Source organism: Streptomyces virginiae (assembly GCF_040638905.1).
Classification (GTDB): domain Bacteria; phylum Actinomycetota; class Actinomycetes; order Streptomycetales; family Streptomycetaceae; genus Streptomyces; species Streptomyces virginiae_B.
On sequence record NZ_JBEZYV010000009.1, the window covers coordinates 52,864 to 75,031 of the forward strand.

The following is a 22,168-nucleotide window of genomic DNA, read 5'->3' on the forward strand; positions in this document are numbered from 1 at the left end:
GGGGCCCTGCCCCGCCCTCATACGCTGGCCGATCGGTGCCGACGTGGAACTACCACACCGACCGGCCCCGCATCGCGGCAGCAGCTGCTTTCCACCCCCACAGTTCCGGTGGTGCGGTCGCCCTCAGGCACTCGTCATCCGTGACGCCGGGGGTACGGGCGCCCAACTCCGCTCGTCTCCCACAGCTGGCTGGCCTCGCGCCGGAACTGACGTCCGACAGACAAAGGCCGTTGGAGGATCGCGACCCAGGCCTTGGACGCGGGGAACGCCTCAGCATCGGCGCTGGTGAGCGGGCGGTGGGTACCGCCGAATCGGGACCCTGTACCGGTGCGTCATAGACGAATCCACCCAACAATTGCAGGCATGCCCGTCGTTCGGCACAGTCACCGTCACCGGCCTAAGGGCTGTCCCGTAATGCCCGGTGGATCGGCGCGCGGCGTCGGGTGCGGTGCCTCGCAAGGCGGAGGTGCGTCCTGGCAGTGGGCCGTATCCGGGCGTTCCGACAACGCGGCGGGGTGCCGTAGCTGTCGTCGTGCGCCCGCCGGGGTTGCGGGACGTGCTTGCCTGGCCTGCCCGCGCCGCCTGCCTGCCTGCCTGCCTGCCTGGCTGCAACTGGTGAACACGGCCAAGCCCGACGGCGAAACCAGCCGCGGCATACGGCTGCAGACCGATCGCCGCGAATGCGTCCTGACAGAATGCGCCTTTAACGCATGCACACTAGGCAAACTGCTCTGCGACCGGGACCTGTACGAGGCGGCAAGAGGGACGGCCCATAGGCGGCCCAGAGCACCCAACACTCCGGGCCGGTGGTCGTCGACCACCGGCCCGGAGTGTTGGGTGCTCTGGGGTTACAGCACCGGGAGGTTCTTGCGGAGTTCGAAGGCGGTGACCTCCGAGCGGTACTCCTCCCACTCCTGCTTCTTGTTGCGGAGGAAGTCATGACCCCCTTCTCCCACCAGGCGGGTCATCCTCCGACCCGGCGCCGACCAGTACCGGAGGGGCCGCCGATGGTCGTCCTCGGTGGCTGGCGGCCACCCTCTGACGGCCCACAGACGGCCCAGACGAAGCACTGGCTACCGGACGTCCAGGCAGGCGTATACGCCGGGTTGTCGCGGCCCAGGACGTGTAGCCGGCGCTAGCCCAACACCTCATCCTCGCGTCCGGGCCAGGCCAGGGTGATGCCCACTCGCCTACAGAGGCTGATCCACCTAGTCGGCAGGCTCGTACTCCACCCACAGAACGGCGCGCACGCTGGCGGCGCGCTCCCGCAGCCTGTCGTGATAATCGAGGAGCTGCCCCCACACCGGCTCGCAACTGACGTGTCTCGTTTGCCAGGGTCAGCGACTTCACCTCGCATTTCGTCAAGTCATCAACCGTCAGTCGCCATGCCAGGTCGAAGTCGGGGTCTGTGACTCTCGGGGAGAGGATCTCAGCCCACGGGTCTGAGCCCATTCGTCCACGACCACCCAGCGGAGGCCAGGATCCTCCTGCCAGTACTAATCCGGCGTGCTCCGCTGCTGGGTAGGGGGGCCAGTGATTCGCCCTCGTCCCACCAGTCCCCCACGGGGCCCGGTGAGCCAGATGACGAAGCGATCCCCAGCCGCCAGCTCCTGCCGGTAGCGACCCACACTCCAGGACCGGAGCTCGTGCCTGTCTCGACGGAATCCGCCTAGGTCAAAGACGTCCGGGTTGCACGTAAGGAGCCAAGCGTTCATACCCCACCCTGGGGCCCGTCGACAGTCCACGGCAGAGTGGGCGCCTCCAAAGTTAGGCGCTGGCCGCCTTTGCTGGGGTTGACGGAAGACGTCCGATCAGGACGGACACCGCGCGCGTCAAAGATCCGCACCGCCAGCCCCATGGTTCGTAGGGCCGTGTACCCCTACTGGGTCGCAGGCGGGGCCGGATGACGCATCGCCCGGCACAGACTCCAGTGGCACATCGAGCTGAGCCGTGATGCCCTTGATATGTGGGGAGCACTCGAAACCCTGAAGACCGGGGCCAGCAAGATGCAGTGCGACGGCCGACCATTCGCGGAACTATCGACACGCCGTTATCACGATCTCCCTCGTAGCGGGCAGTCTAGGCATCCTCGTAGCCCTTCACATCGGGCAGGCCTACCTGACGCGACACATTGCCATCCTCGTCATTCTTGCATACTCCTAATCTTTTGGTGCACTCGTTCCGCGGCAGGGGCGATCGGCTCCTGCCTGGCGATACTGGTTATGATTGCCGGAGTTATCACTCACACCACGAGATAGGCATTTGGCGAGACATTATTGATGACTGACCCTCGATCCCAGGTTAAGGACGGTTCGGTCTCACATTGACCCTTTCGGAGAGCACTCGGTTTCCGGAGGTGTGTTTCATGGCGGTAAACGGTTCGGCAAACGTAACGGGAGACAGTGCGAACCAACCGCCCGGTGGAGGTTGGCGCATGGCGTTTAGGGTGGGTGGCGGCATAGTCGCGTCAGTGATCGCCGGTCTGCTCATCTGGTATCTCACGGAAGGCACCAAAGACCCTCCTGCTGGAGGTTCGATAGAGAGTGTTTCTCTAAGTGACGGAAATCCCTGCTGCACATACAATGTCAAGGCTTCAATCAAAGGCTATGACGGCGAAGATTGCATGACTCGGGCAGTCATAATTGACGCTATAACCAACGAACAAGGAACGCAGTTTGACGTTGCTCGATACCGGCCCGACAGTGACGACGATGAGGGCGCCATTGATAGCTATATAGGAATCAATACGCCCGGGAGTTACATAGTCCGCTTCATCCTTTATGCGCCGAACGGAACGGAACTCGACCGGCAGGATAGTGGTCCGGTAACCGTGAGCGACAATTCTGGTTCTGTCGCGCCCGGTGCTGACTATTCCCCGTAAACTAAGGCGCCACTCCCCGGCCTGCGACCCCCCTGCCTGATCCCCCGGTCACCGGCGGGAAGGGGGGCGTCTGTGGCCGTCGCCAGTCGCCCTCGGCCACCGTCCGACGGCCCACAGACGGCCCAGGCACACCGCCCTGCAGTGCAGGTGAGCGCTCGATTCAGGCGAGCACATCGTCTTCACGACCGGGCCATGCGAGCGTGATCCCGACACGCTCGCACAGGGCGATCCATCGCGACTCCGACGGCGCGCGCTCTACCCACAGAACAGCGCGCACGGAGTCAGCCCTGCCCTGGAGCCTGTCGTGGTAGTCGAGCAGCTGTCCGATGCCCGCGCGCAGCTGACGTGTCTCGTTGGCCAACGTCAGCGACTTCACCTCGCACACCGTCAGCTCGGCTGCAGTCAGCCGCCACCCGAGGTCGAAGTCAGGGTCACCGATACCCGGTGAGAGCACCTCCAGCCCGCGTGCGGCTGCCGCCTTTGCCAAGTCGTTCTGCAGTTTGCGGTGGGCTTTGAGATTCCTCCCCACGAGATCAGAGTCAGAAGGGCTGAGCTGGGCAGGGGTCGGCTCTACTGATTCGTCCGCTACGCGGTATCCGCAACCGATCGGAACGCTAGCCGGCTGAGTGGTACTACCGACCGGCGCCAGGTGGAACCGGATGACCTTCCGGAGCGGCCCTCCGCCCGTCCCCGGCGCCTCACCCCATGAATACGGCTGGTCCGGGTCCACCGCGAACTCCCCGACGTACCGAACCACACCACGCGACCCTTCGAAGAGCCGCAGCGCGAGCCCCAGACTCACATGGTCGCGGGTGGAACCATTCCCCAAGCTGTCGAAGGTCTGCGGGCCGGTCTGCCCGTCTCCCGTGTAGTGAAACGTGCCGTCCTCTGCCCACTTGTCGAAGTAGCCGTGCTGATGGCCCGTCTTCGGATCGGTGAACAGCAAGATGTTGTCCGACTTGGCACACTTGCTGATGCCACCCTGGCGGCTACCCCCGTACCGGTCGTGCAGCTCCTTGCGCTTGATGGTCTGGCCCGGGAGAAGATGCCACGCGGGCCCGGTGTCCTCGGCCTGTTCGTCTGCGAAGGCCTCTTCGAAGGCACCCCACTGCTCCTCCGTCACCCTGTGGGGGTTCGTAGCGAACAGGGAGCGCAGCGGCGACCGCTCCTCAAAGCGCGCATCCTCCTGGAAACGCTGCCGCGGGATCGCCTGCTTGAGCCACTCATCCATGACCAGGGGCGCGTACCAGCGGGTGCCGGGGTCCTCTTGCCAGTACTCATTCGGGGCGCTCGCCTGCTGCGTCGGGACGCCAGTGATACGCCCCCTGCCGACAAGGCCGCCCCGGGGCCCGGTCACCCACATCACGAACTGGTCACCGGCGGCCAGCTCCTTGAGGTGCCGCCCGACGCTCCAGGATCTGAGGTCGTGCCCATCCTGCCGGTACCTGTCGAGCTCAAACATCTCCTGGTTGCACGCCAGAAGCCACGTCGCCATGCCCACCCCCGTTGGGTCGAGGAGATCAACCACACGAGACTACGGCAGGGTTATGACAAGGACTCAACGGTGCCGCTCCACACGCGCAACCTTGGCTAGGTCGCGACAAAAAGGCGCCAGCGTTTCGCTCATCGTGGCGACCACTAGAGCGTGGCATCCTCCGAGCGCCACACCTGTGTGGCGTCACCATCAAACCAAAGTGCACAATCGGCATAGACGGAGAAATTCTTGAACCTTCCCCAATGGACAGCCGTCCGCGCGGCCTTCTCCACGTGATCCACAGACATAACGGTGGACCACCTCTTTCTCATCAGAATCGCGAAGGCCCTGGCAACGTCATGCCCGGAACAGTATCGAGCTTGATCACCGATCTGTTCCATTTCTTCCGTCAAGGCCGCAAGGATTTCACTGGCCGGAACCTGGCATCGCTTAGAGCGATTTAGAGCCACGGAGACCAAAGCACTCAGATCCACGAACAGCCCCCCGGGATCTACGACCTCATGCAGGGGGAAATCCCGCAACCGGAGCTGGAAACCGTCCCGCTCGGAAACGAAACGCAAGACACCCACCGGGAACGCCATATCAAGGCATATTTTCTGAATGTCCTTTTCGGCGCACCCCTCTCCAGCGGCCCTGTACCCGCCCCTTACACAGTATCCGCTAGCCACAGCAGAGTACGCGCCGGAAAAGAAGACGCACATATCCAAGTCATATTGATCAGTGTAGACGATCCGCCAGTCATCAATCTCCCCCGGAATGAGATCCTTCCAGTCGCGATCGAGAACCGAATAGACACCCGGGAATCCGTCTTCAAATGCCAGGGTTAGAGCCTCCCTGGCACTCTTCTTCCCGGAGGCAGGAATAGCCACAAACAGCTCGGCCTCAAGAAAGCGATCGAAGATCGATATATCCCCATCCCCCTCAACGATGAGGAAGTTCCTACGATCGTTCGTGCGCTGCATAATGATCTCGGCGTAGAGATCCTCGCCCGTGAGCTCGGTGAACAACGACTCCCCCTACTCAGCCGCATCCGCGTCGGGACCTAGAGAGATCATGCGACTTCGCCAACGCGCGGCGATTTGAGGAGAGTGCGTTGCCACTACGGACCGAAACTTGACCAATTTAGCAATCCTGCGCAGGTCATCAATGAACCGCTTCTGCCAGGAAACATGCAAAGAGATCTCAGGCTCATCGATGAGCACCAGGGCGCCGGGCTGAACGTTGAAGAGCAGGTCATAGAGCAGTACCAGCTCATGCTGCTCCCCCGAAGAGAGCATAGAAAGGCCAAGTTCGGAACCCTCGTCGCTCACCAGCCGCAATCCACGCCGCCTGTCAATTTCAAGCCGTTTATAAAGAAACCTGGCGTTAACGATCTCTCGCAGTAGGCTTACCTTGGCGAGCAAATCACTGAACGTAGAAAGCTTTTTTTCCGTATCTTCCAAGTATGTCCAAAGAACATTCCTCTGCCACGCCTCCATCTTCTGCGGAATGTCAATCTTTCCGACCTTCTCATCGAGCAGGGAGATTGCGGAGAGGGACTTCCTCAACTCATTCTGCTCGGCATAGCGCTGCCGAATTTGCTCTTCGGTTGGCGAATCTGATCGAAATTGCAGCACGCGCCTCGGGTAAGTTCGATCCAATTCCTGTGAAGTCTGAGAGTTTTCTGCCAGCGCTTCAGCCAAGCGTCGAGCCAGATCTCTCCCGAACTCTTCAACTTTGCTCGTAGCGGCTGATTGTGCGGACCTTCTATACTCACCCGGCTCGGGGGCCGGCAAAGTCAGGAGGCGCTGGGTCTCGATTAGATGCACGTCATTCTGACCCACAAACTTCCTGATCTCTGGATGCACCTTCTCCCCTGCCCATCGAGGCGAGCGGGCGGAGATCCTTTCCGCATACCGATAGACGAGGTCAACCGTAGAGACGATCTCACCTGTTCCGATCATCCAGTTATTTCGGTCCACGGATTCGACCCCAAGAATCCTGGACGCCCAATCGCGAAATCGCGGTGAATTATACTCTTCGGTATCGAATACGGTTTGGCTGTCAACTTCAGGAAGTCCAGGTCGCGTCAGCGTGAAAAACAAGTGCTGGGTAGTGGCCTCAGGCTCTTCGTCTGGCAGGAGTGTGGGCTGCTGCTGCGAGCGCCGACACACTTTCAGGGAGGAACCGTCAGAGTAGCCGAGAATCACCTCGGAAAATGGCACCCGGAAAAGACTGTAAAGCTGCAACGGGCCGGACAACGCGCGGATAAGCTCTAGGAGCATGGTTTTGCCGACGCCATTTGGGCCGTGGAGGATGATGAACTCATCCGGTTCCGGAAAGGAAATCTGATGGTCAAAGCGACCAAGGAGGCCCCGCACTTGAATCTCTGACAATTTCCGCCTGGGAGTCACACTTCCCCCTCACTGCGTACCCGATTAGCAACAGAGGGTAATCTTATGGGAGCTCGCTCGTAGTGTCAGCCATCCCGCCGAAACTGGGGTCCCGCCACCACGTCGGACAGTCCGGACAATCCTCGTGAGACTGTTCGGGCGTTCATGCTGGTCAGCGCGCACCAGCAGCCGCGACACTCCTCGCGCCGGGCCACCCGTGCGAAGCTGGATCGCGACCCCAGTTGAAGGAGGAGCGCGTGCCGAGCCCCAGCCCGCGTGGGACGTATCAGGTGATCTCGCAGGTGCTGCGTGACCGAATCGCTGCTGGTGACTACGCCGACGGGTTGCCGTCCGAGGCGGAGATCGGGCGGGAGTTCGGCGTGGCGCGTACGACCGTGCGGCGCGCGCTGCGGGCCCTCGAAGAGGCGGGGGCCGTCAAGTCCGTGGCCGGCGTTGGACGTGCTGTGGCGGGGAGTGCCGAGTCTCCGCCGTACGAGCGGATCATGAATGACCTGCTGGGGCAGATTCAGAGCGGGGAGCTTCCCGCCGGCGCCCAGCTGCCGAGCGAGGCAGTGCTCGCCCAGACGTACGCGGTTGCCCGTGGGACCGTGCGCCGTGCGGTGCGCGAGCTGGAGACCTCCGGGCACGTCGAGGCTCGGCACGGCGTGGGGCGGTTCGTTCGCTCCTCTTCTTGAAACCCGAAGCTTGAACTCCTGGTTCTGACTCTCTCGGAGGCGCTGGATATGCAGTTGGCCAAGTGGGCCCACGATCTCGCCGAGTCGCTGCTCGCCAAGGACCTGCCACGGCGGTGGGCTCACTCCCAGCGGGTCTACGCACAGGCCCTTGCACTGGCGCCGGCGCTTGGTGCCGACGCCGAGCTGTTGGCCGCCGCCGCCATCGCGCACGACGTCGGGTATGCCGAGCGGGCGGTAGACACCGGTCAGCACATGATTGACGGCGCCCGGTACCTGCGGGACGTGGTCGGGGCCGACCCGCGGTTGTGCAGCATCGTCGCCTTCCACACCTCCTCGCCCTGGGAGGCCTCCGAGCTCGGCTTGGCCGATGCGCTCGCCGAGTTCGGGCCTGCAGAACCCCAGCTGGTCGACGCCATCACCTACTGCGACCTGACCAGCAGTCCTGTCGGCGATCTCGTCGACCCATCCCATCGGCTCGCCGAGGTGCTGGAGCGGTACGGGCCGGACCATGTCGTCTTCCGGGCCGTGTCCGCGGCGCGACCGGAGCTACTGGAGCGGGTGGACCGAGTACGGGAGCGGCAGGCCGAGGCGTTGGCGGCTCGGCTCAGCTGATCACCGGAATCGGCACATCTCGGAAGCCTTCATTTAGACGTCGGCGCGTGGTCGGAGAGATGTCCAGGTCATCCAGCTCCGACCGAGGCACCCACCGCACGGCGAACGACTCCGAGCTGACCTTGATCTCGCCACCGACCGGCCGGGCGCGGAAGCAGAGGGAGAACTCCTGGCGGACCTCGCCGTCAGCGAAGGCAATGACGTGGCCGGGGTCCGTGAAGATGCCCACCAGACCGATCACTTCAACGTGGATGCCGGTCTCTTCGAGGACCTCACGCACGACCGTCCCTGCGATGTTTTCCCCGACCTCCTGAACGCCGCCAGGCATGCCCCAGCGGCCGTTGTCGGAGCGTCGTTCGAGGAGAACTTCGCCGGTGTCGTTCACGACGAATGCCGTTACCGCAGGCACGATGCTGTTGGCCTTGGGGGCGTCCGGGTCGTCGAAGTAGTCGGTGCGGCGGCTCATGAGGACCTTTCGATAGGAACGGCTTCGTCCCAGACCTTCTCGAAGCTTTGCTGGTACGTCGAGGCCAGCTCGGCGCCCGCGACACGACGAAGGTGCAGGACCGGGGTCAAGGGTGCGCTCACGCCATAGACCTGGGTGTTCACCAGCCATTCGTCGTCCGAGCGGTACAAGGAGTTGTGCAGCGTGGACCGGTGCATGCGGAACTCAATGCCTGCTACCCCGTACAGCGGGCGGTATAGCTTCATCACCTCCCGCACCTTGTAGGCCACCCCCTCGCCGATCTCTTCTTCCTGTCCCCGCCGCTGGACCTCCGGGCTGTCCGGATCCCCCAGGAGGATGCGAGCCCGTACGCCAGCCGCCGCCTTCTGACGAAGCAGTTGCGGCCAGCGTGGGTTCTCGGCAAGGAACACGCCGGCGTGGACCAGAACCCCGATCTCCCGCTCGGCCCGGCCGAAGAGTTGGAGCCAGAGCTCGGGTGGGACGTAGGAGCGGTGTGGGTACACCTTGAGGACTTCGGCATCGGCAGCGTCTTGCCGCTGCCCTTCTGGGAGACCGTTCGGCCAGAGGTAGGCCTCGTCCTCGCGCAGGTAGGCGGCTATCGCGAGGCGATGGCGGCGGTACGGTGCCCGGCCTTGGGTGATCCACCGTTCCACGGTCTTCGGGTCCACGCCGACGTGTTCGGCCATGACTTCGATCGTGACGCCGTGCGTGAGCATCGCCGACCGTAACCGCTCGTTTGCCATCCCAGCTCCCAGGGACGTCCAGGGACGTACTCGACTCCCCGAACGCTACCGAGGACGTCCCAAGTCGTCCAGGGAGGTGGTGACTTCGTCCCGGGGGTGTGAGCCACTCTGATGTCACGCCCCAGGAGGGCCCGAAAGCAGCGAAGGACTTGACAGCCGCAATCGAGCGCTCCATCGTGAGATACACGTTCAAGCATGTATCTCTTGCTGCTAGGGACGGCTACGGCCGCCCTGACCTGGACGGACGTGTGCCCGGAGGGCCTGAGAGGGCTCTAAGGAAGCGCCGGTTCTTTGACAACTGAATGGGGATCACGCCGCCTCTCCTCGACCAAGTAGGCGGCCACGCGGGTCTTCCGCGTGAGGTACAGCGCAACCCCAACCCTTCCGCGGTCACGCCGGCCGCGCCGGTTGCCTCCCCCGCCCGTCTCGTACGGGCGGGGTGCGGGGAGCTGGAGCTCCATCAGCACGTTTCTCTGCCCGGCGGTGGGACTCCCCACCAAGGTCGCCCGCCGCCGTGGCTCTCCCTGACCCTCCGATTCAGGAGCGCATTCATGCGTACGTACATCGGCGGCCACGAGGCCGTCAGTGCCAACGACTTCGTGGAACTGGCCCTGGGAACCCCGGTTGAGCTGTGGCTCGGGGTGGAGGGCGAGACCGAGGAGGAGCGCGCGGCCCGGATGGCCGCGGCGCGCGACATCCTCGCCGAGAACCCCAACATGCCGGATGACGTCAGTCGGGTCGCGGCCGAGGTGATCGAGGCCTACGCGCCGGAGCTGTTCAACGTCATCCCGGTCGGCCCGCGCCGCCCGGCCGGCCGCCGCGCCGTCGCCTTCAAGGGGGCAGCGTGACCGCCGGACCGTACGAGGCCGTGGGCCTTGGGCGCCCGTCCGTGCCGCCGCTCACCCGCCCGGAGATGGGTCTCGCCGGGGTCGGCGCCCTCGCGGCCGCCGGTGTAGGGGCGCTCGGCTTGATCTCCTCGTTCGACGCGGTCTCGGCCGCCGCCGGCCGCTGGGGATTCGGTGAACCGTGGATGCTGCCGGTTGGCATCGACACGGCGATCCCGGTGTTCACCGTGGCCAACCTGCTGCTGATCAGGATGGACATGGCCCTGGTCTGGGTCCGGTTCGTTCCCTGGGTCCTCACCCTGATCACATGCGGGCTGAACATCGCCGCCGGGCAAGGACTGTGGGCCAAAGTCGCCCACGGCACGATGCCGCTCCTGTGGGTGGTCTTCTCCGAGATCGGGGCCCATATCTACGCCGTTCGCATCGGAGCCGCCACCGGCCGCCGGATGGACAAGATCCGCGCCTCACGGTGGCTGCTCGCCTTCCCCTCGACCTTCTCTCTCTGGCGGCGGATGACGCTCTGGGAGATCACCTCATACGCCGATGCGCTGGAGCGAGAGAAGGAGCGCCAGCTCGCCCGCGCCGACCTGCGCGAGGAGTACGGGTGGCGGTGGCGGTCGAAGACCCCACGCCGCGAACGGGTCCTGCTGCGGCTCGGCGAACTCGCCCCCGAGGGTGTCGAGGAGCCACCCGCGCCGACACCCGAACAGCAAGAACCGCCCAAGGAACTGAAGGCGCCGCGGAAGCGGCCCGCCCGCTCCAAGGCCAAGAAGGCGCCACGGACCGCTGAGGCGCTCCTCGCCGAGGCCCGCGAGGCCACGGTTGCGTGGCCCGACAGTGCCATCAACGCCGAGGCCATCCGCACGCACCTGCACTGCTCGGCCGCCAGCTCCCGCACCCTGCGGGACCAGCTCCTCGCCGACCGGGCCCACGCCCGGCCCCTCAACCCGATCGAAGCCGACACCGACGAGGCTGCGGCCGAGGCGCCCGAGGAGGTCGCAGCATGAACACCCTGACCACCGCTCTCACCGCGGTCTTACCCCTCGCGGCCGGCTGGTCCGCCCACGTGCTGTGGCTCCGGCGCCGACTGCACACCGCCCGCCGCGACCCGCTCACCGGCCTGCACACCCGCGACGGCTTCACCCACCGCGCGGCCGATCTGCTGCGCAAGGAGCGCGCGATCGTCCTCCTCGCCGACGTGGACGACTTCAAGCACATCAACGACCGGTACGGCCACGCCGCTGGTGACATGCTCCTGAAGGCGTCCGCGGACCGACTCGCCCACTACGTCGGTGCCAGCGGTGTCGCTGGCCGCCTCGGGGGAGATGAGTTCGCCGCCGTCATCTTCGACCCGCACGGCACGGCCGAGGACCTCTTCGCCGCACTCCACGCCGTGCTCGCTCGGCCCGCGGACCCTGCCCACCCGGAGCTCCGAACGACGGTCTCGCTTGGATGGGTGCGAGCCGCGGACTTCCCCGGCGAGGACCTCTCTCAGCTGCTCGGCCGCGCGGACGAAGCCATGTACGCGGCCAAGCAGGCTCGCGCCGGTGTCAAGCGGGCAGGCCTGGGACGGCTGTTCGCCACGATGGCGGGGCGCCGCGCCGGCCGTAGCGGCGCCCGTACCGACACGACGGCGACGGGCGCGGCGGCCTGATGGCCGCCGTCACGCTCACCCAGTGCTTCGACCCGACCGGCGCGACGTACGGGATACCGACGTACCCCTGGCGCTACGCCCCCGAAGGCCTGGCCACCCGCCGCCAACTCCGCGCCGAGGGCCTCCGCCCCGGAGGCCAGCCCATCGCCGCACAGCTGCTGCGCCCCCGCTACCGGCGCGAGCCGCTGGTTGCCTACCTCTACCGGATCGACCGGGCCAAGCCCGTGCGGGCGATGACCTCCCGCAAATGGGGCGCACTCGCCCTCGCGATGCTCGCCCGCCGCACCTGCCCGAACTGCCGCACCGACGCCGGGTACGTCATCCCGTCCTCGCTCGGCGTGTGCGTGTCCTGCGCCTACCCCGACGACCGCACGCCGACTGATCCCCGACCCCGAGAAGCCTGACCTCACGGGCCCGGCCGCCTACCTCTCACAGCGCCGGCCGGGCCCGCCTTTCCCTTCACGCTGGAAGGAACCATCAGTGAAGCACCCCGACGACGAGAACGAACTCTTCTCCCGACTCGAAGCCGACATGGCCGCCGATCTCGGCGCCGACGTCGTCGACCTCGGCAAGGCACGCTCCGCCCGCGCCGAGTCGCCCGACTCCATCACCGGCACCGCCCCCGACTCGGCGGCCGACGCCGACCACGACGGGTCGGACGACCCGTCGGCCCGCCGGTTGGTCGACGGGCCGGACGTCGCCGGCCCCGGATACCTCGGCCGACTGGCCGGGGCGAAGCGGCGGGCGATCGTCCCGGCCTGGCTGCAGTCGACCACGGAACTGAAGGCCGCGGCCCGCTGGGTCACCGGGCACTACGCGCACCTGGCCGGGTACCACGCCCTCCGCTCGCCGGTCTACGCCGGGCGCCTCGCGCTCCAGGCCCCGCGCGGCGCCGCCAGGTTTGTGGGCGGGAGCCTGCGGTGGGTGGCCGACCGCGAGGGCGAACCGGTCCGACTGGCCGCCGTCCGGCGCGAGGACGTCGGCGAGTACCTGAAGCTGTCCCGCCAGCGCGACGGCCGCGTCCGCCTCCGTACCCTGGTCGCCGCGCTCGCCGCCGTGGTCGGCCTCGGGGCTGCGCTTGCGCTGTACGTCCTGGCGCCCGGCTGGCTCCAGGCCGTCTCCCTCGGCACGGTGCTCCTGGCGCTCGGCGCGGCCGGCGGCCACGCGGACGCCCCGGTCGTCCACCGTGCGGTGGAGGTCACCAAGGCGCCCAAGCTCACCTCGGACATCGTCCTGCGAGCCCTCGGCGCCTTGGGTATCGCTCCCATCTCCCAGGCTCAGGCGAAGGGCAGAAACGGTTTCACCTTCACCGCGCCCATCACCCGCGACGGTCCCGGGTGGCGTGCCGAGGGCGACCTCCCGTACGGGGTGACCGTGACAGACGTGATCGAGCGTCGCGACAAGCTCGCCTCCGGCCTGCGCCGGCCGCTCGGGTGCGTGTGGCCCGAGGCCGTGCCCGACGAGCACACCGGCCACATGGTTCTGTGGGTGGGGGACCAGGACATGACCAAGGCGACAAAGCCGAAGTGGCCGCTGCTGGTCAGCGGGGTGGTGGACCTATTCCAGCCCGTCGCCTACGGCACCGACCAGCGCGGACGCTGGGTCCACGTGACCCTGATGTACATCGCCGGGGTGATCGGCGCGATCCCGCGCATGGGCAAGACGTTCCTGCTGCGCCTGCTCCTGCTGATCGCCGCGCTGGACCCGCGGGCCGAACTGCACACGTACGACATGAAGGGCACCGGCGACCTCGACCCGGTCGGCAACGCCGTCTCCCACCGACATGCCGCAGGCGACGACGACGAGTCCGTCTCCTACACGCTCGCCGACTTCCGCGAACTTCGGGAAGAGCTGCGGCGCAGGGTGAAGGTGATCCGCTCTCTGCCGCGGGATATCTGCCCGGAGAACAAGGTCACCAGCCTCCTCGCGGACAAGCGGTCCCTCGGCCTGCACCCCATCGTGATCGGGGTGGACGAATGCCAGGTCCTCTTCGAGCACCCCGAGCACGGGAAGGAGTTCGAGGAGATCGCCACCGACCTGGTCAAGCGCGGCCCGGCCACCGGGATCGTGCTGCTCCTGGCCACCCAGCGCCCGGACGCCAAATCCCTGCCCACCGGGATCTCCGCGAACGCTTCGGCCCGCTGGTGCCTGAAGGTCATGGGCCAGACCGAGAACGACATGGTCCTCGGCACCTCGTCGTACAAGCGCGGAGTACGCGCGACGATGTTCGCCTGGGGCGACAAGGGCATCCACTACTTCATGGGTGAAGGAGCCGACGCCCGGATCGTCGCCTCCACCTACGTCGACGCCCCCGGCGCCGAGACCATCGCCGGCCGGGCCCGCCAGGTCCGGAAGGATGCCGGGCTCCTGACCGGCCACGCCCTCGGCGAGAGCCCGGAGCAGGTCACCGGCCCCTCGTACGACCTGCTCGCCGACGTCCTCGCCGTCGTCCCGGCAGCCGAGGAACGCGTGTGGAACGAGCGGATCGCCGCCCGCCTCGCCGAACTGCGGCCCGAGGTCTACGACGGCTGGAAGGGCGAGAACGTCACCAGCGCCCTCAAGCCCCACAGCATCAGGACGCGCGACGTCGCCGGCATCAGCGACGACGGCAACCGGACCACCCGCCGCGGCATCCTCCGCGCCGACGTCGCCAAGGCGATTGCGGAGCGTAGCGAAAAGCCCGGCGCTGCATAGCGCCGGAGGGGTGCTACCGGTAGCACGCATACCCGCTACCGGTAGCACCCCCGCTAGCACACCACACCGCACTTGATCAGGCCACTAGCGCATAGCAGCCCACCTGCGGAAAGCCTTGAAACCAGCCTGGGAGGGCCCTTCATGACCCCTGCCCTGCTCGCTATCACCTGCCTGCTCGCCATCACTTTCGGTTACATCGGCTTGTGTGCGGCCTCGCCGTTCGGGACCTGCCGCAAGTGCCGAGGCTTCGGCTTCGCCCTCACCACGGACCGCAAGGGCCGCCTCAAGCGCGGCAAGCACTGCCGCCGCTGCGACGGCCACGGCAAGCGCATCCGGCTCGGCCGCTGGCTCTACAACCGCGCCGCCCGCACCTACCGCGCCGGCACCCGCTGACCCGTCACGCCAACGAGACCGGAGCTGTCCCGATGACCTTCACCATCTCCGCCGTGCTCCTCTTCGGCGCCGCGTCCTTCTTCGCGCTCAAGACCAAGGCCGCGGGCGCCGGAGCCGCCATCGTCCTGTTCCTCTTCGGCTTCTTCGCCGCCGGCACCGGCGCGTACGAGCCGATCGCCAACGTCGTGAAGTCCACCGCCCAGGCACTCACCGACCTCGCCGACTAGGAGCCAGCCGTGAACGACCAGAGGCCCACACACGTCCACAACCCGATCCCGCTCTCCCCGCCCGCCGCGCCGGTCGTCCCGTTCCAGCCGCCTTCCCTGCCCGACGTCCAGACCGTGCAGCTGCCCGACGGCCGCCTCATCACCGGCTACGCCCTCACCCCCGTCAAGGAGCCCGAGCCGCACCGGCCGCGCCCGGTCATCAGCCCGCTCGCGGTGAACATCGCACTCGGCGGGATCGGCTTCGCCGCCGCATGCGGCGGCCTGATGCTCCTGACCACCTTCATCTCCGCCGTTGCCGCGCTCATCCAGCAACTCCTCATCCTCGCCGCGGTCATCTTCGGCGGCTTCATCGCCACCCAGGTCCTCGGCAGCCACCACGGCCGCGACCGCGGAACGGTCGTCAACATCCGCCGGGCCGTCTTCAAGCGCAACCACTTCCACATTTGAGGAGCCGACGTGTTCGAGATCCGCGTCATCTGCACCCCGACCGAAGCCGACGGCATCGCCAAGGCACTGTCCGCGACGTTCAAGACTGGGCCGGTCCGCCAGCACCCCACCCGGGGAGGCGACCGCGTCCGCCTCTACCTGACCGCCGAGGAACAGCCCAGCTGCTGGCCGGCGCCCGAGGTCGCATACGCCACCGCGCCGAGCATCATCAGCGAGATCGGATGGACCGCCAGCGGAGCCCGGGACTGCCTGCACGGCATCCACGTCCGAGAGTTCTGGCTCCGCAAGGCCGCACTCCTGGACCGGATCGCCCTCACCGACAACGACCCCCACAGCGACGCCGCCACCCTCGCCGTCGAAGCGGCCCGGCGCCTGATCGCCATCGACGACTCCGCCGGCCTCGGCCCCAGCGGCTACGCCGACGGCCCGTACACCCCGGACCACCCGGACAGCATCCGCGATCCCCGCGGCTACGCCCGCGAGGAATACGCCTGCTGGATCCGGCGCCAGTAACTCCGCCCGCGGCGGCGGGACTCCCCACCAAGGTCGCCCGCCGCCGCGGCTCTCCCTCCCCGTCCGAAGACAGACAGGAGACACCAAGCATGACCCACCTCAAGCCCGTTGCACACCGGGCCAAGGGGCTTCCCTTACCTCGCAACCTGTACGACTGCCCCACAGTGCCCCGGCACCTGGCCACAGCTCTCTCGCTCGCCGAACGGGGCCTGCCCGTGATGCCGCTGCGGGAGGACAAGGGCCCCATGGGCAACTGCCGCGCCTGCCAGAAGAACATCTGCGGTGGCCGACCGAACATGAAGACCCCCGGACCTTGCGCGTGCGCGGCGCCGTGCCACGCTTGGGCCGCCGCCACGATCGACCCGCACACCCTCACCTCTGCCGCCTGGGCCCCGGCCTGGCGGCGGGCCGGAGCCGTCGCCTACCACCCCGGCGGGGCCGGGGTCACCGTGGTCGACCTCGACAACGCCGACGCAATCGCCTGGGCCCGGCAGAGCCTGCCCATCACGCGGACCGTGCCAAGCACCCGCGGGGAGCACTGGATCTACCTCGGCACCATGGCCTCCCGCAACGACGTACGCCCCGGCGTCGACATCAAGTCCCTGATGTCCTACGCCCGGTGGCTCGGTCCCGGCACCGGCACCGGCACCATGGCGCTGTTGCCGGACGTCGTGCGCGCGCTCGCTGCCAAGGAGCCCACAGCGGGCCGACCTGTATCAGGCGCCACCATCGTCTCGGCGCCGGCCGGGGGTGGGCGGTGCCCCCACCGCTCGCCCGCCTACCTGGAACGCGGGATCGCCATGGCGGAGCAGCGGATCGAGGAGGCCTCGGAGGGCATCCACACGGCCGTGTACCGGATGTTCCTCGCGGTCCTGTCCGCGCACGGCCGGTGCGGCTGCCTCACCGATGCGCACATCGGCCGCCTGTTCACCGCCGCGCAGGCCAAGGGCGAGTCCCTGCGGCACTGCGAGGATGCCTGGACCAACGCCCGCACCACGCTGGGGATGTGACCGTGACCGACGAGGACAAGACTCCGGCACGCCAGATCATCACGGACTACGCGCAGGCGCACTTCCGGTACTTCCGCACCACCGAAGGCACCGTCTATGCCCAGCGCAACGGCCACCCCGTCGCCCGTCCGATCCGCTCGCAGGGCACGACCGGCAGCCACCGGCAGGAACTCATGGTCGGCCTCTACAACGACGGACTCGGCTCATTCAACGGCTCCGCCCTCAAGGAGGCACTGGACTTGATCGAAGCACTCGCCCTCAGCCAGGACGTACAAGCCACTCACATCCGCGTCGCCCCAGGATTCGACGGCGCGACCTGGCTGGACCTGGGCCGCGACGACGGCAAGTCCGTCCGCATCCACCCCACCGGCTGGGACATCCTCACCCCCGACCCGCGCGAGGTGTGCTGGCGCCGCACCCAGCTCACCGGCGAACTGTCCCTCCCCGAGAAGGACACCGACGGCAAGGGCATCGACGCTCTGCTGAGGCTCTGCAACTTCGCCAACGCCGAGAGCGAGTGCCTCGCCGTGGCGTGGCTGATCGGCTGCCTGGAGCCGTCCATGCCTGTCCCCGCCCCGTTCCTCACCGGCCCGCAGGGCGCTGGCAAGTCCACCGGCGGGCGGATGCTGGTGCGGATCATCGAGGGCATGACCGGCGACCTGCGCCGCGCACCGAAGGACGAGGAGAACCTGATCACGGCCGTCGCCGCCGGATGGGTCACCGCCCTGGACAACCTCTCGCACCTGCCCCCGGACCTGTCCGACCTGCTGTGCTGCATCGTCACCGGCGCCGAGAGCATCAAGCGCGCGCTGTTCAGCGACGGGGACGTCTACCGCTCCCGCTACCGCCGCCCCCTCCTGCTGACTGGCATCGACGTCGGCGTCATCCGCCCCGACCTCGCCGAACGCCTCCTCCCCCTCCGCCTGGAACGGCCCCGGGTACGGCGGACCGAGGCAGAGTTGTGGGCGGAGTACGAGAGCGTGCTGCCGGTCATCCTCGGCTCCCTGCTGGACCTCGCCGTCAAGGTGCGGGCGACCGAGGCCGAAATTCCCACAGACCTGCGGATGGCGGACTTCGCCCACCTCTGCGCCCAGCTCGACACCGCCACCGGCCTCGGATCCTTGACCGCCTACCGGGCCAGCCTCGACGACCTCAACGACGACGTCATCGAAGGCGACCTCCTCGCCCAGACCGTCCTCAAGCACGCCGCAGGCCTCGGCCCGGGCGACGAGGTCCGGATGACCTCGACCGAGTTGCTGCACGCCCTCACCCAGCTCTACACCGGAGACGACTTCCGCACCCTGCCCAAAGGCTGGCCCACCACCGGCAAGGTCCTCTCCGATCGCCTCAAGCGGCTCCAGCCCACCCTCGCCGCCCGCGGCGTCCTCGTCGACTGGGGCCGCACCAGGACCGCCCGCTACATCGAGATGACCCGCCCGGCCGCCCCACCGCCCGGCCAGCAGGAAGCCGCGTTCTAACCGGCGCCACCACGACCGGTCCCCGGCACAAGCAAGAGGAGCACCCGCCACCCGGGGGGCGTGCTCCTCTTGCTGTTCCGGCGGCATGCCGCCGCTGCAAGGGACGCGCCGCGCAGCGGCCCCCTCTTCACGCTCGAAGACGCACCGCACCACAACAGACACCACCCTCTCTTTTTCCTAAGAGAAGAGACGCTGCGTCACCCACGTCACCACCAGGCTCCAAACGGCCCGTGACCTGCGGCTACACCGGTGACGCAAACGACCAACGGCTGCGTCATCACGCGTCACCCGCGTCACCGGCCCGCGTCACCCCGGTGACGGTGACGCAGGCCGGTGACACACAGCCCAGCTACCACGTCATCGAAAACCGCAGGTCAGAACAGCTGATGACCCAGACGACGCGATGACGCAGAAATCCGGACTTCGGACACACACCCGCCGGAGGAGCAATGCCCGCTCAGAGCGACCCCCGCGCCATCCTGCGCGGCGGACTCCCCGACCGTTACCTCAACCCCGAAGACGTCGCCGAGATCCTCGACGTCCCGGTGGAGACCCTCTACCAGTGGCGCAAGAAGCGGACCGGCCCGCCCGGATTCCGCGTCGGCAAGCACACCCGCTACGACCCAGCCGACCTCTACGACTGGATCGCCGAACAGAAGCGCAAGGACATCAGCCAAGCCGCCTAATCACCCACACCACCGCCGAGGGCGGGCCCACACCCGGGCCCGCCCTCGGCGCTTGCCCAGAAAGGCCCATACGTGGCAGGCCACATCCAAGACCGGTGGTTCAAGACCGAGCAGGGATCCGACGGCAAGCCCCGTCGGATCAAGACCGACCGTTATGGCAGCGGCATGCGCTACCGCGCCCGGTTCATCGGACCGGACGGCACGGAGAAGTCGAAGAGTTTCCCCGACAGGCAGAAGCGGCTCGCCGAGAAGTGGCTGGCGCACATCGAGGCGGACATGTCCCGGGGGCAGTACATCGATCCCGCCGCCGGCCGAATCACGTTCCGGGAGTACGGAGAGAAATGGCTCGCGTCGCTGACGACGGACATGACCACGCGGTCGTCTGTCGAGGTGCAGATCCGCAAGCACGCGTTCCCGTACCTCGGCACGCGGCCGCTCGACTCATTCCGGCCGGAGCACATCCGCGACTGGCTCAGCGAACTGGAGCAGGTCCTGCCGGTCTCCTCGTACCGGCGCGTCATCTTCGCGAGTGTGTCCGCCGTACTCGCTGCCGCGGTGGATGACGAGTTGCTAGCGAAGAACCCGTGCAAGGCCCGTACAGTCCGGGCGCCTGCGCCGGTCGCTCCGCGGGTCAGGCCGTGGACAACCGAGCGACTCTTCGCCGTTCGGGCGGCGCTGCCGAAGCGGTACCGGGCGGTGGCCGATGCCGGCGGGGGACTGGGGCTCAGGCAGGGTGAGATCTTCGGCCTGCAGGACGACCCCGAGGACTTCCGCGGTGAATGGCTACGGGTGGCCAATCAGGTGAAGGTGGCGAACGGGCACCTCGTCTTCGGTCCGCCCAAGCGGGAAAAGGAACGGGATGTGCCGCTCCCCCGCCGTATCGGGCAGGTGCTGCGGGAGCACCGCGAGGAGTTCCCTCCGGTGGACGTGACGCTTCCCTGGCTGAAGCCGGACGGGCCGCTCGTCACCAAGCGACTGCTGTTCTCCCTCCCGGGCGGGGGCGCGGTGCGGCGCACCGACTTCAACACCCGCGTGTGGAAGTTCGCCCTCGTGCAGGCCGGCGTCATTCCGCAGCCGCGGCCGGGCGAGCGCCACCAGGCCGCGCGCGAGCACGGGATGCACGCGCTGCGGCACTTCTACGCGTCCGTCCTGCTGGACTCCGGGGAGAACATCAAGGCCCTGAGCACGTACCTCGGACACGGCGACCCCGGCTTCACGCTCCGGGTCTACACGCACCTGATGCCGAGCAGCCACGAGCGCACCCTGCGGGCCGTCGATGAGGTCTACCGGGCGGCCGATCCGGCGCCTGACGGCCCACAGACGGCCCAGGAGGGTTGAAACGGGTCCGGGCCGACGGCTGAGTGCCGTCGGCCCGGGGTGCCGTGTGACTGGAGTATCGCCGCTGGCCTGCGGTTACAGCACCGGGAGGTTCTTGCGGAGTTCGAAGGCCGTGACTTCCGAGCGGTATTCCTCCCACTCCTGCTTCTTGTTGCGGAGGAAGAAGTCGAAGACGTGTTCGCCGAGGGTTTCGGCGACCAGTTCGCTGCGTTCCATCAGGGAGATGGCCTCGCCGAGGTTCTGCGGGAGGGGTTCGATGCCCATCGCGCGGCGTTCGGCGTCGGAGAGGGCCCAGACGTCGTCGTCGGCGCCCGCCGGGAGTTCGTAGCCCTCCTCGATGCCCTTGAGGCCGGCCGCCAGGAGGACCGCGTACGTGAGGTACGGATTGGCGCCCGAGTCGATCGAGCGGACCTCGATGCGGGAGGAGCCCATCTTGCCCGGCTTGTACATCGGGACGCGGATCAGGGCCGAGCGGTTGTTGTGGCCCCAGCAGATGTACGACGGGGCCTCGCCGCCCGCGCCGGCGCTGCGCGAGGAGCCGCCCCAGATGCGCTTGTAGGAGTTGACCCACTGGTTGGTGACCGCGGCCGTCTCGGCGGCGTGCTTGAGCAGGCCCGCGATGAAGGAGCGGCCGACCTTCGAGAGCTGGTACTCGGCGCCCGACTCGTAGAAGGCGTTGCGGTCGCCCTCGAAGAGGGAGAGGTGGGTGTGCATGCCCGAACCCGGGTACTCCGAGAACGGCTTCGGCATGAAGGTGGCCTGGACGCCCTGTTCGAGGGCGACCTGCTTCATGACCAGGCGGAAGGTCATGATGTTGTCGGCCGTGGAGAGGGCGTCGGCGTAGCGCAGGTCGATCTCCTGCTGGCCCGGGGCGCCCTCGTGGTGGCTGAACTCCACCGAGATGCCCATCGATTCGAGCATGGTGATCGCCTGGCGGCGGAAGTCCATGCCCACGTTCTGCGGGGTGTGGTCGAAGTAGCCGGAGTTGTCGGCCGGGACCGGGCGGGTCCCGTCCAGCGGCTTGTCCTTCAGCAGGAAGAACTCGATCTCCGGGTGGGTGTAGAAGGTGAAGCCCAGGTCGGAGGTCTTGGCGAGGATGCGCTTGAGGACGTAGCGCGGGTCCGCGAAGGACGGGGAGCCGTCCGGCATGAGGATGTCGCAGAACATGCGGGCGGTGCCGGGTGCCTCGGCGCGCCACGGCAGTATCTGGAACGTGCTCGGGTCCGGCTTGGCGATCATGTCGGACTCGTAGACCCGTGCGAAGCCCTCGATGGCGGAGCCGTCGAAGCCGATGCCCTCGTCGAAGGCCTGCTCCAGCTCCGCGGGGGCGACCGCGACGGACTTGAGGAAGCCCAGTACGTCGGTGAACCACAGGCGCACGAAGCGGATGTCGCGCTCCTCAAGCGTCCGGAGGACGAATTCCTGCTGCTTGTCCATGCCTTCATCCTCGCAGTTCAGACGGCCTGTGCACCACCGCCTGAAGGGCCGCGGCACAGTCGGGTCGACCCAGTATCGCCAGTGGTGGTTTCCGCCACATTACGCACCCGGGAAAGCTCACGGCACCCCCGCACTGACCTCGGCCCGGTCATGAGCATTACCATCTGCGCCCATGGGGGGCC

The 22,168-nt window shown here is 67.3% G+C and carries 22 protein-coding genes and 1 pseudogene; 16 read left to right on the plus strand and 7 right to left on the minus strand.

Annotation, left to right across the window (positions count from 1 at the left end; translation table 11 throughout):
- Window positions 1–848: 848 nt before the first annotated feature.
- Window positions 849–1,031, minus strand: a pseudogene (locus AB0F82_RS38675) (glutamine synthetase); the annotation flags it as partial.
- 1,439 nt (window positions 1,032–2,470) lie between these two features.
- Here AB0F82_RS38675 and AB0F82_RS15020 point away from each other — a divergent pair.
- On the plus strand, window positions 2,471–2,881 hold the full coding sequence (locus AB0F82_RS15020) for a hypothetical protein (protein ID WP_362627252.1): 411 nt from the start codon (window positions 2,471–2,473) through the stop codon (window positions 2,879–2,881).
- A 160-nt stretch (window positions 2,882–3,041) separates the two neighbouring features.
- Here the strand turns inward: AB0F82_RS15020 and AB0F82_RS15025 are convergent, their stop codons facing one another.
- The 3 genes from AB0F82_RS15025 to AB0F82_RS15035 all read right to left on the minus strand — a co-directional run bounded on the left by AB0F82_RS15025 (window position 3,042) and on the right by AB0F82_RS15035 (window position 6,751).
- Window positions 3,042–4,409: a hypothetical protein gene (locus AB0F82_RS15025; RefSeq protein WP_362627255.1), complete on the minus strand. Its 1,368-nt coding sequence runs from the start codon at window positions 4,407–4,409 to the stop codon at window positions 3,042–3,044.
- A gap of 110 nt (window positions 4,410–4,519) precedes the next feature.
- The gene (locus AB0F82_RS15030; RefSeq protein WP_362627258.1) at window positions 4,520–5,383 is read right to left on the minus strand and encodes a hypothetical protein; all 864 of its coding nucleotides are present in this window, start codon (window positions 5,381–5,383) and stop codon (window positions 4,520–4,522) included.
- Window positions 5,384–5,392: 9 nt separating this feature from the next.
- Window positions 5,393–6,751: an AAA family ATPase gene (locus AB0F82_RS15035; RefSeq protein ID WP_362627260.1), complete on the minus strand. Its 1,359-nt coding sequence runs from the start codon at window positions 6,749–6,751 to the stop codon at window positions 5,393–5,395.
- A 254-nt stretch (window positions 6,752–7,005) separates the two neighbouring features.
- Between AB0F82_RS15035 and AB0F82_RS15040 the strand changes: the two genes are divergently transcribed.
- The gene (locus AB0F82_RS15040; protein ID WP_362627263.1) at window positions 7,006–7,443 is read left to right on the plus strand and encodes a GntR family transcriptional regulator; all 438 of its coding nucleotides are present in this window, start codon (window positions 7,006–7,008) and stop codon (window positions 7,441–7,443) included.
- Window positions 7,444–7,491: 48 nt separating this feature from the next.
- Window positions 7,492–8,055, plus strand: a complete 564-nt coding sequence (locus AB0F82_RS15045) for an HD domain-containing protein (protein WP_362627266.1) — start codon at window positions 7,492–7,494, stop codon at window positions 8,053–8,055.
- On the opposite strand, the gene AB0F82_RS15050 is transcribed toward AB0F82_RS15045, so the two are convergent.
- Both AB0F82_RS15050 and AB0F82_RS15055 read right to left on the minus strand, forming a co-directional pair.
- Window positions 8,048–8,521: an NUDIX domain-containing protein gene (locus AB0F82_RS15050; protein ID WP_362627269.1), complete on the minus strand. Its 474-nt coding sequence runs from the start codon at window positions 8,519–8,521 to the stop codon at window positions 8,048–8,050. The two genes, AB0F82_RS15045 and AB0F82_RS15050, sit on opposite strands and share 8 nt — an antisense overlap.
- A complete protein-coding gene (locus tag AB0F82_RS15055; protein ID WP_362627272.1) occupies window positions 8,518–9,264 on the minus strand; it encodes an XRE family transcriptional regulator in 747 nt (248 codons plus the stop codon). The genes AB0F82_RS15050 and AB0F82_RS15055 overlap by 4 nt, the downstream gene beginning before the upstream one ends.
- Before the next feature lie 551 nt (window positions 9,265–9,815).
- Here AB0F82_RS15055 and AB0F82_RS15060 point away from each other — a divergent pair.
- From AB0F82_RS15060 to AB0F82_RS15120, 13 genes are all read left to right on the plus strand, one after another.
- Window positions 9,816–10,112 (plus strand): hypothetical protein, encoded by a 297-nt coding sequence (locus AB0F82_RS15060; RefSeq protein ID WP_362627275.1) that lies wholly within the window; start codon window positions 9,816–9,818, stop codon window positions 10,110–10,112.
- A 65-nt stretch (window positions 10,113–10,177) separates the two neighbouring features.
- Window positions 10,178–11,116, plus strand: coding sequence for a DUF2637 domain-containing protein (locus AB0F82_RS15065; RefSeq protein WP_362627681.1), 939 nt, complete (start codon window positions 10,178–10,180; stop codon window positions 11,114–11,116).
- Entirely contained in the window at window positions 11,113–11,763 is a 651-nt protein-coding gene (locus tag AB0F82_RS15070; protein ID WP_362627278.1) for a GGDEF domain-containing protein, read from the plus strand. The genes AB0F82_RS15065 and AB0F82_RS15070 overlap by 4 nt, the downstream gene beginning before the upstream one ends.
- Window positions 11,763–12,167, plus strand: a complete 405-nt coding sequence (locus AB0F82_RS15075) for an RRQRL motif-containing zinc-binding protein (RefSeq protein WP_362627282.1) — start codon at window positions 11,763–11,765, stop codon at window positions 12,165–12,167. Before AB0F82_RS15070 ends, AB0F82_RS15075 begins: the two co-directional genes overlap by 1 nt.
- Window positions 12,168–12,243: 76 nt before the next feature.
- Window positions 12,244–14,457 carry a cell division protein FtsK gene (locus tag AB0F82_RS15080; RefSeq protein WP_362627285.1) on the plus strand — a complete coding sequence of 738 codons (2,214 nt, stop codon included), beginning with the start codon at window positions 12,244–12,246 and terminating at the stop codon, window positions 14,455–14,457.
- Between the two features lie 141 nt (window positions 14,458–14,598).
- Complete coding sequence (locus AB0F82_RS15085; protein WP_362627288.1) at window positions 14,599–14,850, plus strand: hypothetical protein; 252 nt, start codon at window positions 14,599–14,601, stop codon at window positions 14,848–14,850.
- 32 nt (window positions 14,851–14,882) lie between these two features.
- A complete protein-coding gene (locus AB0F82_RS15090; RefSeq protein WP_266838727.1) occupies window positions 14,883–15,077 on the plus strand; it encodes a hypothetical protein in 195 nt (64 codons plus the stop codon).
- Window positions 15,078–15,086: 9 nt separating this feature from the next.
- Window positions 15,087–15,524 (plus strand): hypothetical protein, encoded by a 438-nt coding sequence (locus AB0F82_RS15095; RefSeq protein ID WP_362627291.1) that lies wholly within the window; start codon window positions 15,087–15,089, stop codon window positions 15,522–15,524.
- 9 nt (window positions 15,525–15,533) lie between these two features.
- Window positions 15,534–16,037: a hypothetical protein gene (locus AB0F82_RS15100; protein WP_362627294.1), complete on the plus strand. Its 504-nt coding sequence runs from the start codon at window positions 15,534–15,536 to the stop codon at window positions 16,035–16,037.
- A gap of 218 nt (window positions 16,038–16,255) precedes the next feature.
- A complete protein-coding gene (locus AB0F82_RS15105; protein WP_362627684.1) occupies window positions 16,256–17,047 on the plus strand; it encodes a bifunctional DNA primase/polymerase in 792 nt (263 codons plus the stop codon).
- Window positions 17,044–18,525 carry an ATP-binding protein gene (locus AB0F82_RS15110; RefSeq protein ID WP_436842095.1) on the plus strand — a complete coding sequence of 494 codons (1,482 nt, stop codon included), beginning with the start codon at window positions 17,044–17,046 and terminating at the stop codon, window positions 18,523–18,525. Before AB0F82_RS15105 ends, AB0F82_RS15110 begins: the two co-directional genes overlap by 4 nt.
- Before the next feature lie 449 nt (window positions 18,526–18,974).
- A complete protein-coding gene (locus AB0F82_RS15115; protein ID WP_119096242.1) occupies window positions 18,975–19,211 on the plus strand; it encodes a helix-turn-helix transcriptional regulator in 237 nt (78 codons plus the stop codon).
- A gap of 72 nt (window positions 19,212–19,283) precedes the next feature.
- Complete coding sequence (locus AB0F82_RS15120) at window positions 19,284–20,549, plus strand: tyrosine-type recombinase/integrase (RefSeq protein ID WP_362627297.1); 1,266 nt, start codon at window positions 19,284–19,286, stop codon at window positions 20,547–20,549.
- 75 nt (window positions 20,550–20,624) lie between these two features.
- Here the strand turns inward: AB0F82_RS15120 and AB0F82_RS15125 are convergent, their stop codons facing one another.
- Window positions 20,625–21,986, minus strand: a complete 1,362-nt coding sequence (locus tag AB0F82_RS15125) for a glutamine synthetase family protein (protein ID WP_030659205.1) — start codon at window positions 21,984–21,986, stop codon at window positions 20,625–20,627.
- Window positions 21,987–22,168: the final 182 nt, after the last annotated feature.

Excerpts from the sequence above, each read along its gene's own strand:
- AB0F82_RS15085 (WP_362627288.1), top strand. The coding sequence starts at position 14,599 with ATGACCCCTGCCCTGCTCGCTATCACCTGCCTGCTCGCCATCACTTTC.
- AB0F82_RS15105 (WP_362627684.1), top strand. The coding sequence starts at position 16,256 with ATGCCGCTGCGGGAGGACAAGGGCCCCATGGGCAACTGCCGCGCCTGC.
- AB0F82_RS15055 (WP_362627272.1), bottom strand. The coding sequence starts at position 9,264 with ATGGCAAACGAGCGGTTACGGTCGGCGATGCTCACGCACGGCGTCACG.
- AB0F82_RS15115 (WP_119096242.1), top strand. The coding sequence starts at position 18,975 with ATGCCCGCTCAGAGCGACCCCCGCGCCATCCTGCGCGGCGGACTCCCC.
- AB0F82_RS15045 (WP_362627266.1), top strand. The coding sequence starts at position 7,492 with ATGCAGTTGGCCAAGTGGGCCCACGATCTCGCCGAGTCGCTGCTCGCC.
- AB0F82_RS15060 (WP_362627275.1), top strand. The coding sequence starts at position 9,816 with ATGCGTACGTACATCGGCGGCCACGAGGCCGTCAGTGCCAACGACTTC.
- AB0F82_RS15125 (WP_030659205.1), bottom strand. The coding sequence starts at position 21,986 with ATGGACAAGCAGCAGGAATTCGTCCTCCGGACGCTTGAGGAGCGCGAC.
- AB0F82_RS15075 (WP_362627282.1), top strand. The coding sequence starts at position 11,763 with ATGGCCGCCGTCACGCTCACCCAGTGCTTCGACCCGACCGGCGCGACG.
- AB0F82_RS15050 (WP_362627269.1), bottom strand. The coding sequence starts at position 8,521 with ATGAGCCGCCGCACCGACTACTTCGACGACCCGGACGCCCCCAAGGCC.
- AB0F82_RS15065 (WP_362627681.1), top strand. The coding sequence starts at position 10,178 with ATGGGTCTCGCCGGGGTCGGCGCCCTCGCGGCCGCCGGTGTAGGGGCG.
- AB0F82_RS15090 (WP_266838727.1), top strand. The coding sequence starts at position 14,883 with ATGACCTTCACCATCTCCGCCGTGCTCCTCTTCGGCGCCGCGTCCTTC.
- AB0F82_RS15070 (WP_362627278.1), top strand. The coding sequence starts at position 11,113 with ATGAACACCCTGACCACCGCTCTCACCGCGGTCTTACCCCTCGCGGCC.